The organism is Pantoea phytostimulans (genome assembly GCF_046118715.1).
GTDB classification, from domain to species: domain Bacteria; phylum Pseudomonadota; class Gammaproteobacteria; order Enterobacterales; family Enterobacteriaceae; genus Pantoea; species Pantoea phytostimulans.
This window is the reverse complement of sequence record NZ_CP173698.1, coordinates 3,296,426-3,308,547: the sequence shown is the minus strand read 5'-3', so window position 1 is coordinate 3,308,547 and position 12,122 is coordinate 3,296,426. Positions and strand designations below refer to the sequence as shown.

Genomic DNA, 12,122 nt, shown 5'->3' with positions numbered 1-12,122 from the left:
AATATGGAAAATGTGGTGATTATTGATGCGGTGCGTACACCAATGGGCCGCTCGAAAGGCGGCGCGTTCCGCCATGTACGCGCCGAGGATCTTTCGGCACACCTGATGCGTGAATTGCTGAGTCGCAATCCCGCGGTGAATGCCTCTACACTGGATGACATTATCTGGGGCTGCGTTCAACAAACGCTGGAGCAAGGTTTTAATATTGCCCGTAATGCGGCGCTGTTGGCAGAGATTCCGCACCGCGTGCCGGCAACGACCGTCAACCGTTTATGCGGTTCTTCTATGCAGGCATTACACGATGCGGCACGCACCATTATGGTTGGCGATGCCCACAGTTGCCTGATTGGCGGCGTTGAGCATATGGGGCATGTACCCATGAGCCACGGCGTAGATTTTCATCCCGGATTAGGCCGCACGGTGGCGAAAGCCGCAGGCATGATGGGATTAACCGCCGAAATGCTGGCACGCATGCATCACATCAGCCGTGAGCAGCAAGATGCTTTTGCGCTACGCTCACATCAGCGCGCATGGCAAGCCACACAGCGTGGCGATTTTCAGCGCGAGATTGTCGCTACTTACGGCCACGATGTTGATGGTGTCTTGAAGCGCTATGACTTTGATGAAGTGATTCGAGAAGAGACCAGTCTTGAAGGGCTGGCAGCACTAAAACCGGCGTTCGATCCGGTAAACGGCACCGTCACAGCAGGCACATCATCTGCATTATCAGATGGCGCAGCAGCCATGTTGGTGATGAGCGAAAGCCGCGCGCGTGAACTGGGCCTGACGCCACGTGCACGCATAAGAAGCATGGCGGTGGTGGGTTGCGATCCTTCTATCATGGGTTATGGCCCGGTTCCTGCCAGCAAGTTGGCATTAAAACGCGCCGGGCTAAGCATCAGCGATATCGATATTTTTGAGTTGAATGAAGCGTTCGCAGCGCAAACGCTGCCGTGCATTAAAGATTTGGGATTGTTGGAGCAGATGGATGACAAAATCAATTTGAATGGCGGCGCTATTGCACTCGGACATCCGCTGGGTTGTTCAGGCGCACGTATCAGCACCACATTACTGAACATCATGGAACGACGCGATGCCCAATTTGGCCTTGCAACAATGTGCATCGGCTTAGGTCAGGGCATCGCTACCGTATTCGAACGTCTTTAATACGTTGAGTCTCAACCTGGCTGTTTTTACCCGCCTGTCAGAGGCGGGTTTTTTCTGTTTGCCAATGCGTTATCAAATGAAGGCGAAAGCATCACCGTACATTTGTGCTTCAACCGCGCCGCGTTCGGCACAGAAGCGATCGCGGGCAATTTTCGCCATCTCAAAACGGCCGGCAATATAAATTTCATGCTCGCTCAGCGTACTGAAATCCTGCATTACCGCGGTAAGCACCGTGCCGGATCGACCTTGCCAGCCCTGTTCTGGCTGTTCAACGACCGGGATCACTTTGAGATTAGGATGCTTAACTGACAGCGCATTGAGCTCTTCCAAATCGTACAAGTGTTTCAACTCACGGCCGCCCCAGTAAATGGCAATGTCGCGGTTCGGCTGCTGCGCCAGTGCGGTAAGCAGAATAGAACGCGCATAAGAGAAGCCTGTTCCACCTGCGATCAAAATTACCGGCTTAGTACTCTCTTCACGCAGCCAGGCATCACCATGCGGAATATCCACAGTAATTTGGCGATCGTCACGAATACGATCCATCACGGCCATTGCATACAGGTTCAGGTCGGAAGCCCCGATATGCAGCTCAATAATTTCTTTTTCCATCGGCGTCGATGCCAGCGAAAACGGGCGCTTATCGCGTTCGTCCATCACCACCATCAAATACTGTCCCGCGCGAAAATTAAAATCCGCTTCTGGAATCAGACGAACGCGATACACCGTGTCGGTAATCGCTTCAACTGAAGTTACTTTACAGCTTAACGTTGTCATGCGTTCCCTCTGTCGGGTCGTCTTTATGGTTGTGCTCACCGTCAGCGTTGTGGCGGCTGATCGAAAATACCTAACTCATCCCAGATGGCGTCAATGCGCGCCGTGACCGCAGGATCTTTCTCAATGGGCGTTCCCCATTCACGCTGCGTTTCACCCGGCCATTTGTTGGTCGCATCAAGTCCCATTTTCGATCCCAAACCGGAAACCGGTGAGGCGAAATCGAGGTAATCGATCGGCGTATTCTCAACTAATACCGTATCACGCGCGGGGTCCATACGGGTTGTAATCGCCCAAATCACATCGTTCCAGTCACGCGCATTAACGTCGTCGTCACACACAATAACAAATTTGGTGTACATGAACTGCCGTAGGAATGACCAGACGCCAAACATTACCCGTTTAGCATGTCCCGCGTACTGTTTTTTGATCGTGACTACTGCCAGGCGATATGAGCAGCCTTCAGGCGGTAAATAGAAATCAACAATCTCCGGGAACTGCTTGATAAGGATCGGTACCAGTACTTCATTCAACGCCACACCTAAAACCGCAGGTTCATCTGGTGGGCGTCCGGTATAGGTTGAATGATAGATCGCTTGATGACGCTGCGTTATATGCGTCACGGTAAATACCGGGAAACTGTCTACTTCATTGTAGTAGCCAGTGTGGTCGCCGTAAGGACCTTCGGGTGCCATGTCGCCAGGTTCGATATAGCCTTCCAAAACGATTTCCGCGCTGGCCGGAACTTCAAGATCGTTGGAGAGGCATTTCACGACTTCGGTCTTATTGCCACGAAGTAAGCCGGCAAAGGCATATTCAGACAACGTATCTGGCACCGGTGTCACTGCACCAAGGATGGTAGCAGGATCCGCACCCAGCGCGACAGAAACCGGAAAGCGCTCACCCGGATGCGCTTTGCTCCACTCCTGAAAGTCGAGTGCGCCACCGCGATGCGAAAGCCAGCGCATGATCAACCGATTTTTGCCGATGACCTGCTGGCGATAAATGCCCAGATTTTGACGCTCTTTATGAGGGCCACGCGTTACGGTTAACCCCCAGGTAATAAGCGGCGCGGCATCACCAGGCCAACATTTCATTACCGGGATACGCGATAAATCCACTTCATCACCGCTGAACACCACTTCCTGACAAGGCGCATTGCGCAGACGTTTAGTCGGCATGTTCAGCACTTGTTTGAACTGCGGCATCTTGTCGAACAGATCGCGGAATCCTTTAGGCGGCTCAGGTTCTTTTAAAAATGCCAGCAATTTGCCAACTTCACGCAGGGCGCTCACCTCTTCCTGTCCCATGCCCATCGCCACACGTTTTGGTGTGCCAAACAGGTTGCACAGTACCGGCATGTCATACCCTTTTGGGTTTTCAAACAACAATGCAGGCCCGCCAGCACGTAAGGTACGGTCGGCAACCTCCGTCATTTCCAGTATGGGATCGATCTCTTGGGTGATGCGCTTTAATTCACCACGCTGCTCTAACAGCGCGAGGAAGTCTCTTAAATCATGATATTTCATGCGGCTTTAGCTTTCCGGCCAGAGTGAAGCGGCCATTATAAGGCCGAATAACTTGGTATGTTGAGGTTTATGCGGCAACCTTAATCGCAGCGAAAAGGAACCAGCGATTGCAGTGCGCTGACATCGTAACAACGCTGAATCGGCTGGTTGTGACGGAACAGTTTAAAATCTTCATCACGCACGCTGAAGTAATTGAGACGATCTTCGCTGACGTGCAGAAAACTGCCTTCACGCAGCGCTATTACGGATTCATCAGGATTAACGGCGCAGAACTCTGCCAGCCGCTCATCGCGCGTTTCACCCATGTGACCGCTGACGTGTGCGTCAATATAATGAGGATTGATTTGAACCGGGAACAAGCCTAGCGCAGGCAACACCACAGTGCTGCGAACTGGCATGTCATTGGTGGTGCGGATCGACGGTGTCGCCACGTTACAACCCGCGCTCCAACCGACGTAAGGCACGTTACGCTCACGGACTGCGCGCTGGATCGGCACAACCAGCCCTTTTTCATGCAGCATCTGATTCAAAAACCAGGTGTTTCCGCCACTGACCAGAATCAGTTCTGCCTGTTCAATCGCCTCAACAGCGGATGAAAAATCCTGGATAGAGCGCACTGAAATTCCCAGCGAAACGCTAAGATCGACGGCACGCTGTTGCTGGTCGCCGCGAATAATCGCATAGGGAATAAGCACAGCAGAAGTGATGCCGCGCTGGGCAATCATCGCGTGCAGCTGAGGCTGCGCATAACCCAACAGCGGTGCATCATCCGCTAACTTGCCATTGCTCAACAGAAACAGTTCCATCAGGTGATCCTTTTCGCATAGGTAATGGGCATCGAGTCTGATACAGAGGATAGCGGGACGTCAATTTCCAATCCGCTTTTCTGAAGCCATTCCGCATGTTAAGAAAAGTCTCAGTTTATTTTAGCGTCTCACCCCTTTCAGCGTTTCGATGCGCTATAACTCTGGCAGCAGGTTTGGTATTCTTAGCGTCCATTCGATGGGAGCAGTTATGGAATCCTGGTACTTACTTTATTGCAAACGTGGACAGCTCTTGCGCGCTAAGGAACACCTGGAGCGGCAAGAAGTCAATTGCCTCAGCCCGATGATCGCGCTGGAAAAAATTGTGCGCGGCAAACGCACTACAGTAAGTGAACCGCTGTTCCCTAACTATCTGTTTATCGAATTTGATCCAGAAGCCATTCATACTACGACCATTAGCAGCACACGCGGCGTCAGCCACTTTGTGCGTTTTGGCACAACACCCGCAACCGTCCCCTCTGCTGTTATCGAAGCGCTGCAAACCGATGCACCGCAAATTTTGCTCGACCCAGAGACGCCGCAAATCGGTGACGAAGTCATCATCATCGAAGGCACTTTTGAAGGTCTGCGCGCTATTTTTGCGGAACCAGATGGAGAAACGCGTTCTATATTGCTGCTAAACCTGCTCAACAAGCAGGTCATGCGTAGCGTAGATAACAAACAGTTTCGCAAGGCTTAAAGCAGACGAAATAGCGTTCGCGCATTGTGATCGACGCGCGCAGTTAACGCCTTAACATCCTCTCCTCGCCAGGTAGCAACCTGTTGAGCAATATGCGGTAAAAAGCAGGGCTCATTGCGACGGGAAGTCGGACGTGGCCGCATATCACGCGGCAACAAATAAGGCGAGTCGGTCTCCAGCAGCAGACGATCCGCTGGAATCAACGGCAGCATCTCACGCAGCTCCAGTCCTCGGCGCTCATCGCATACCCAACCAGTAATGCCTACCGACAAGCCTAAACTCAGGCAAGCCTCCAGTTCGTCACGCGTGCCGGTAAAACAGTGCAACACCGCGCCGGGCAGTTTAGACAACCAAGGCTCCAGTACCGCAACGAAGCGATCGTGCGCTTCACGGCAGTGCAGGAAAACCGGCATATTCAATTCCGCCGCTAAAGCCAACTGAGCATCAAAAGCATATTCCTGCTGTTGATGCGCCGATAAATTGCGATTGAAGTCGAGCCCGCATTCACCAATCGCCACCACTTCGGGTTTTTCCGCCAAACGGCGTATTGAGCTGGCGATTTCAGCTGACCATTCGCTGGCATGATGCGGATGTACGCCTGCCGTAGACCAGCAGAAGTTTGGCTGGCCCGCCGCAAGCCGCTGCGCTTGCTGGCTTTCCAGCGCATTGGTGCCGGTAATCAGCATGCCGGTGACGCCCGCTTCGCGCGCGCGTTTAACCACCTTTTCCCGGTCGGAGGCGAATTGCGTGCTGGTCAGGTTTACACCGATATCAAACATACTTTTTCCCATTTGTAAGAGAGATATAAACAAAAACCGCCCAGAAGGCGGTTTGGATTCAACTTTATCCCGCCGATGCGGGGCGCTCTTAATAGAGACATCAGGATTCGGTGTTCTGTTCCTCATCCTGCTCTCGGCGGCCTTTCCCCACATAGTAACGTGAGAAGAATACGCCGACTTCAAACAGGCAGTACATCGGAATAGCGAGCAAAGTTTGGGAAAAAACGTCCGGCGGCGTCAGCAGCATGCCAACGACAAAGGCACCCACCAAAATATAAGGGCGTTTTTTTCTTAAATCATCTGGATTAGTGATACCAGTCCAGCAAAGCAGCACAATCGCTACCGGCACCTCAAACGCTACACCAAACGCCATAAATAACGTCATGACGAAATCGAGATAGTTGGTGATATCGGTCGCGATGGTAACGCCCTGCGGTGCCGTTTTGGCAAAAAAGCCAAAGGCCAGCGGAAACACAATGAAGTAGGCAAAAGCTACACCGATATAAAACAGCAGCGTACTGGAGAACAGCAGCGGCATGACCAGCTTGCGTTCATGACGATATAACGCTGGCGCTATAAAGGCCCAAACCTGGTACAGAATCACCGGCACTGCGAAAAATACCGACACAATAATAGTCAGCTTTATCGGCGTAAAAAACGGTGATGCGACATCCGTTGCGATCATGCTAGCGCCGGCCGGCATCTGACTAATCAGCGGCGAGGCAACCAGATGATAGATATCGTTAGCAAAGTAAATCAGCGCCAGAAAGATCACCAAAACGGCGATGATACAGTTTAGCAGGCGCTTGCGCAGCTCAATCAGATGGCTGATGAGCGGTTGGGTATCTTCAACGGCCATTATCGTTCATCACTTGCAGAAGAGGTTGTTGCTGTGCTGTGGGCGGTGGCTGACTTTTCAAGTTTCACCGCTGGCGTGGCTTCGACGCTACCGGGAGTCTGGGCAGGCGCGCTGGCCTGGCCTTCCGCTGTCGCCGGCGTCACAGGATGAGAAACCTGCGCTGACTCGACAGGTTTCTGCTGCGGAGCATGAATGGTGTTCGCTTCGTCTTCCTCTTTTTCGATATCAATGCTCTGTTGATAGGAGCGCTTCATCGAATCCGCCGTTTTACGCAGCTCTTCCATTGAGTCTTTTAGCTCAGGCGAAAGCGTGCCGCGGCCCGCTTCTTCGACCTTCTTCAGGCTGTCTTGCAACTCTTGCAGTTTCAGCTCTTGCGCCAGCTCGTTTTGCACATTGGCTGCCAGCGAACGTATCGCCCTGATCCAGCCGACTACGGTTTTCACCGCAACCGGTAAACGTTGCGGGCCGAGAACGATCAGCCCGATAACGAACACCAATACCAGTTCACTAAAACCAATATCGAACACGGTTTACACCTGCTTGTCGTTCTTGGCTTCTTCTTTGTTAGCCGAGGTTTGCTGTTTGTCCGCCAGCGTTTTGGCGTTGAAGTCAGCGTCCTGCTCGTTCGGGTGATCCTTTTTGTTGTCCTCATCACCCATGGCTTTTTTGAAGCCACGAATTGAGGAGCCCAAATCCGAACCCAGATTGCGTAATTTATTGGTACCGAAAAGAAGTACAACAATCACGGCAATAATTACCAATTGCCAAATACTGATACCGCCCATGGGATAGCCTCTAATATTCTGTGAAAAACTGTTCAATAATGCACCACAGAGAGCCTGTATAAATCAGGCCTGAGCCAGCGACATTACCGCGTTTTGTGCTGAAGTGACAATCAGTTTGTCTTACGCCAGCCAATTAACCAAGAGACAATCCCCGCTGCCATTAACACGGCAGGAAAGAAGTCCCATTCCGGTCGACTCAAGAGTACCGCCGTGCCGCTTAACAACAGCGTGGCACCGACGCCAAACAGATACTTCGCCTGATGATGGCGGGTACGCTGCACATTGAGATCGCCCACTAACTTATCGACGCTATGCCGCAAAAGCTTATGCTGACGCATGCTGTCGTAAAACAGTTCCGGCAGTTCAGGCAATTTTTCTGCCCAGAATGGCGCTTTCTCTTTCACCGCACGAATGATTGCCGGGATACCGATCTGATCCTTGATCCAGTCTTCAAGGAAAGGTTTTGCCGTCTTCCACAAATCCAGTTGCGGATAGAGCTGACGTCCAATCCCTTCTACATAGAGTAGCGTTTTTTGCAGCAAAACCAGCTGCGGCTGTACTTCCATATTGAAGCGACGTGCCGTATTAAACAGATTCAGCAGCACGTGACCAAAAGAAATCTCAGCCAGCGGCTTCTCAAAAATCGGTTCGCAGACGGTACGGATAGCAAATTCAAAATCTTCAACATTCGTATCTGGCGGAACCCAACCAGAGTCGACGTGTAATTCAGCGACCTTTTTGTAATCACGGTTAAAAAAGGCGATGAAATTTTCAGCTAAATAGCGTTTATCTTCTTTGTTAAGCGAACCCACGATGCCGCAGTCGATGCCGATATATTGCGGATCTTCTGGGTGATCGTAGCTCACGAAGATATTGCCGGGATGCATATCTGCATGGAAAAAACTGTCGCGAAAAACCTGCGTGAAGAACACCTGAACGCCGCGCTCGGCGAGCAATTTCATGTTCACGCCGTGTTGTTCAAGCGTCACTACATCTGAGATAGGGATGCCATAAATGCGCTCCATCACCAGCATTGTTTCGCTGCAGTAGTCTGAATAAATCTCAGGCACATACAGCATGCGGCTATCTTCAAAGTTACGACGCAGCTGAATAGCATTCGCCGCTTCACGCAGCAAATTCAATTCATCAATCAAGGTTTTTTCATAATCACGCACCACTTCAAGCGGGCGCAAACGGCGACCATCTGGCAGCAAGCGCGGCACCCAACGCGCTAAGCGATAGATCAGCTGCATATCTGCTTTGATCACAGGCAGGATGTCTGGGCGGATCACCTTGATAACGATTTTCTTGCCATTGGATTTCAGCGTCGCGGTGTGAACTTGCGCTATCGAGGCCGATGCCAGCGGTTTGATATCAAAATCATCAAACCAGGTTTCAATCGGCGCTCCCATCGAGGCTTCAATCTGCGCTTTCGCTTTGACGCCATCAAAAGGCGCAACACGGTCCTGCAAAATAGCCAGTTGGTCAGCAATCATTGGCGGGAACAGATCGCGACGCGTTGATAGCATCTGACCAAATTTAATCCACACTGGCCCAAGCTGCTCCATGGCCATACGCAAACGCGCACCAATCGGCTCTTCAACATGCTTGTTGGGAATCCAGAAAACGCAGCGACGCCACAGACGAAGCGGAAGGGTAATGCGCATTTGAGGAATTAATTCATCAAGGCCGTAAGTTAAAAAAACCTTGATAATGAAATACAAGCGGCGGATCTCACCAAAACTCATTTCGCCTCCAGCTGCGCTAAACGCGCAGTGAGCGCATCAAGCGAACGTTCCATCGCGTCTACCTCTTCGGAAAACCAGGCTAACTCCAGCGCGCCGGGTGCAACGCGCCACTCTTCAGTAATCGCCTGACCTAAATAATCCTGGCGCCGTTGCACTTCGCCTTTTACAAAACGCAAAGCACGCTGCGCGCCTTGGCTAATGCCCTGGGCCGCGATATCACCGATCCAGGGTGCCAAATATTCGGCGGGATCCAGCTCAGCCAGATCCATCAGTGCAGAAAATTGCTGCACCACCTGCAAGTCGCCTTCAACTTCCAGTTCACCGCTGCGGATCAGGCTGGTGAGCTGTTGACGATCGCGCAGTTTCGGCAATGTTTTTAGCTGGGTGATCACCGTGCAATCGCTGACATCCTGCCAATCACCCAACACATCCAGCTGTTGCTCGCTGAACACCAGCACTAAAGGATTGGAAAATTCGCTCAAACGCAGCGTCAGTACTTTACCTGCCAAACGTTGGCGCGCAGCTTTCAGGCCGCGGTCGCGATACAGCACGCGGTTCAGTGCAGTCTCAAGTCCGGCAGTGATTAGGGGCGTTAAGGTCATCACCATAGTCGTTTAGAACTTAAATCCACGGTGCAGCGCAACGATGCCGCCGGTCATATTGGAGTAGGTGGTATTTTCAAATCCAACATCGTTCATCATCGCCTTCAGGGTTTCCTGATCGGGATGCATACGGATTGACTCGGCCAGATAGCGATAGCTTTCTGCGTCTTGTGCCACCAACTGGCCAATACGCGGCAGGATGTGGAAAGAATACGCATCGTAAGCTTTGCTTAATGGCTCAAGCATCGGCTTAGAAAACTCCAACACCAGTAAACGTCCGCCCGGCTTTAATACGCGAAACATCGACGCCAGCGCTTTCTCTTTTTCGGTCACGTTACGCAGACCAAAAGAGATGGTGATGCAGTCAAAATAGTTATCCGGGAACGGCAGCGCTTCGGCATTTGCCTGCACGTAATTGACGTTGCCAACCACGCCGAGATTGCGCAGTTTTTCGCGACCCATTTTCAGCATGGAACTGTTGATGTCAGCCAGTACAACCTGACCCGTTTCACCAACCAAACGAGAGAACTTTGCGGTTAAATCACCGGTTCCGCCCGCCAAATCTAATACACGTTGACCACGGCGCACGCCGCTGCTGTCAATGGTAAAACGCTTCCAGATGCGATGAACGCCAAACGACATTAAGTCATTCATCACGTCATATTTTGCCGCTACGGAATGAAACACGTCCGCGACTTTGTCAGCCTTCTCGCTTTTAGCGACCGTCTGAAAGCCAAAATGGGTAGTTTCCTGCTGTGATTCATCTGCCATCGGTTTTACCTGCTCCACAAACAATTCTTCACGAAGTGTATCAGAGTCACGGAAGTCAGGCACGCAGCGCCCATGTTATTCATGGAGGCGTCTCACACGTAAGTCGCTGTCATCCGCTTCGTTTTCATCTTCTAACTCATCTTCAGCATCGCTTTCTGGCTTTGCACGTTCCACCAGCAAAGGATTGATTGAGCGCTTCACTTCAACCCCAAGGTCCCGAAAACCTTCGCTTTGCGCAATGAGATTTCCGCGCCCTTCTGCCAGCTTCTTCATCGCCTCGCGATAGCTGTTTTGCGCTTTATCCAGATTGACGCCAATCCCGCTCATGTCATCGACAAACAGCCGCATCTTGTCATACAGTTTTGCCGCACGCTCGGCGATACGCTGTGCATTGCGGCTTTGATGTTCATAACGCCACAGATTATTGATGGTACGTAGCGCCACCAGCAGCGTGGTTGGGCTAACGAGCATGATGTTCTGCTGTAGCGCTTCACTGATCAGTTCAGGCTGGCGATCAATAGCCAACAAAAAGGCTGGCTCAACCGGAATGAACATCAACACATAATCCAACGATCGTAAACCCGGCAATTGTTGATAATCTTTGCGCCCGAGCAAGCGAATGTGTCCGCGCATTGCGCTGATATGTTCCTGAATCGCCTGCTCGCGATCAACTTCATCTTCCGCGTTGAAGTAGCGTTCATAGGCAACCAGCGTCATTTTAGCGTCAATCACCACATCCTTATCTTGCGGTAAACGAACGATCACATCCGGTTGCATCCTGCCCTGCTGTTCCGACTGAATGCTGACTTGAGTTTCATATTCGTAGCCTTCGCGCAGACCTGATGCTTCCAGCACCCGGCTCAACACCACTTCGCCCCAGTTTCCCTGGATTTTATTATCGCCTTTCAGCGCTTTAGTAAGGTTAACCGCTTCCTGCGCCATCTGGGCATTCAGCTGCTGGAGCTGACGAATTTCATGTGTGAGCGTATGGCGTTCGCGCGCCTCAAGGCCAAAACTTTCATGAACCTGACGACGAAAACCATCCAGCTGTTCACGCAGCGGGCTAATCAGGCTGTTTAGACTTTGGCGGTTCTGTTCATCGACGCGCCGCCCGCTGTTTTCAAAAATGCGGTTAGCGAGATTTTCAAACTGGGCGCTCAGGCGCTGTTCACTGTTGGTCAGCAGACGCTGCTTCTCTTCCGTGGCGAAACGCGTCTCTTCCAGTCGGATGGTGACTTCACGCAGCTCAGCTTCCTGAGCACTATTAACTTCCAGCTGATTACGCAACTCGCGATTCAGCTGCTCGCTTTCGCTGCGCCAATAATCCAACTGTTGCAGACGCTCATTCGCCCCGCTCAACGCACCATGCAGTTGACGAAGTTCTTGCTCGCGTTGCTGAGATTGTTGTTGAAGTTGGTCGATATGCAGCTGCTGGCGCTGTTGTGCTGCTTCCAGCAAGCGACGCTCGGTAGCAAAACTGGCGAGTTGTTGACTGGCGCGCAGTTGCGCCAGTATCCAGCCAATGCCCAAGCCTGCCAGCGCCAGGCAGGCGCTGATAATGATGTGCTGATCCATGATTCCCTCGCCAGATGCGTTGCTGAGGGAAAA

Annotated in this window: 13 protein-coding genes; 2 read left to right on the top strand and 11 right to left on the bottom strand. The window is 51.8% G+C overall.

Annotated elements, in window-relative coordinates; genetic code table 11:
* The first annotated feature begins 3 nt into the window (after window positions 1–3).
* On the top strand, window positions 4–1,167 hold the full coding sequence (gene fadA, locus ACF2G4_RS15495) for an acetyl-CoA C-acyltransferase FadA (RefSeq protein WP_409075108.1): 1,164 nt from the start codon (window positions 4–6) through the stop codon (window positions 1,165–1,167).
* 72 nt (window positions 1,168–1,239) lie between these two features.
* Here the strand turns inward: fadA and fre are convergent, their stop codons facing one another.
* From fre to pepE, 3 genes are all read right to left on the bottom strand, one after another.
* Window positions 1,240–1,941 (bottom strand): NAD(P)H-flavin reductase, encoded by a 702-nt coding sequence (gene fre / locus ACF2G4_RS15490; protein ID WP_215847956.1) that lies wholly within the window; start codon window positions 1,939–1,941, stop codon window positions 1,240–1,242.
* Between the two features lie 41 nt (window positions 1,942–1,982).
* Window positions 1,983–3,467, bottom strand: a complete 1,485-nt coding sequence (gene ubiD / locus ACF2G4_RS15485; RefSeq protein ID WP_215847957.1) for a 4-hydroxy-3-polyprenylbenzoate decarboxylase — start codon at window positions 3,465–3,467, stop codon at window positions 1,983–1,985.
* Window positions 3,468–3,547: 80 nt separating this feature from the next.
* On the bottom strand, window positions 3,548–4,273 hold the full coding sequence (gene pepE / locus ACF2G4_RS15480; protein ID WP_215847958.1) for a dipeptidase PepE: 726 nt from the start codon (window positions 4,271–4,273) through the stop codon (window positions 3,548–3,550).
* A 208-nt stretch (window positions 4,274–4,481) separates the two neighbouring features.
* Here pepE and rfaH point away from each other — a divergent pair, with 208 nt between their 5' ends.
* Window positions 4,482–4,970, top strand: coding sequence for a transcription/translation regulatory transformer protein RfaH (rfaH, locus tag ACF2G4_RS15475; RefSeq protein ID WP_215847959.1), 489 nt, complete (start codon window positions 4,482–4,484; stop codon window positions 4,968–4,970).
* Here rfaH and tatD read toward each other — a convergent pair.
* The 8 genes from tatD to rmuC all read right to left on the bottom strand — a co-directional run bounded on the left by tatD (window position 4,967) and on the right by rmuC (window position 12,089).
* Window positions 4,967–5,749 (bottom strand): 3'-5' ssDNA/RNA exonuclease TatD, encoded by a 783-nt coding sequence (tatD, locus tag ACF2G4_RS15470; protein ID WP_409075107.1) that lies wholly within the window; start codon window positions 5,747–5,749, stop codon window positions 4,967–4,969. The genes rfaH and tatD overlap by 4 nt on opposite strands.
* A gap of 100 nt (window positions 5,750–5,849) precedes the next feature.
* Window positions 5,850–6,608 (bottom strand): Sec-independent protein translocase subunit TatC, encoded by a 759-nt coding sequence (tatC, locus tag ACF2G4_RS15465; RefSeq protein WP_243079696.1) that lies wholly within the window; start codon window positions 6,606–6,608, stop codon window positions 5,850–5,852.
* Window positions 6,608–7,135 carry a Sec-independent protein translocase protein TatB gene (gene tatB / locus ACF2G4_RS15460; RefSeq protein ID WP_409075106.1) on the bottom strand — a complete coding sequence of 176 codons (528 nt, stop codon included), beginning with the start codon at window positions 7,133–7,135 and terminating at the stop codon, window positions 6,608–6,610. The genes tatC and tatB overlap by 1 nt, the downstream gene beginning before the upstream one ends.
* 3 nt (window positions 7,136–7,138) lie before the next feature.
* Window positions 7,139–7,393: a twin-arginine translocase TatA/TatE family subunit gene (tatA, locus tag ACF2G4_RS15455; protein ID WP_409075105.1), complete on the bottom strand. Its 255-nt coding sequence runs from the start codon at window positions 7,391–7,393 to the stop codon at window positions 7,139–7,141.
* A 110-nt stretch (window positions 7,394–7,503) separates the two neighbouring features.
* Entirely contained in the window at window positions 7,504–9,141 is a 1,638-nt protein-coding gene (gene ubiB, locus ACF2G4_RS15450) for a ubiquinone biosynthesis regulatory protein kinase UbiB (protein ID WP_409075104.1), read from the bottom strand.
* Window positions 9,138–9,743 carry an SCP2 domain-containing protein gene (locus ACF2G4_RS15445; RefSeq protein WP_409075103.1) on the bottom strand — a complete coding sequence of 202 codons (606 nt, stop codon included), beginning with the start codon at window positions 9,741–9,743 and terminating at the stop codon, window positions 9,138–9,140. Before ACF2G4_RS15445 ends, ubiB begins: the two co-directional genes overlap by 4 nt.
* Window positions 9,744–9,755: 12 nt before the next feature.
* Complete coding sequence (gene ubiE / locus ACF2G4_RS15440; protein WP_215847965.1) at window positions 9,756–10,514, bottom strand: bifunctional demethylmenaquinone methyltransferase/2-methoxy-6-polyprenyl-1,4-benzoquinol methylase UbiE; 759 nt, start codon at window positions 10,512–10,514, stop codon at window positions 9,756–9,758.
* 75 nt (window positions 10,515–10,589) lie between these two features.
* The gene (gene rmuC / locus ACF2G4_RS15435; protein ID WP_215847966.1) at window positions 10,590–12,089 is read right to left on the bottom strand and encodes a DNA recombination protein RmuC; all 1,500 of its coding nucleotides are present in this window, start codon (window positions 12,087–12,089) and stop codon (window positions 10,590–10,592) included.
* Window positions 12,090–12,122: the final 33 nt, after the last annotated feature.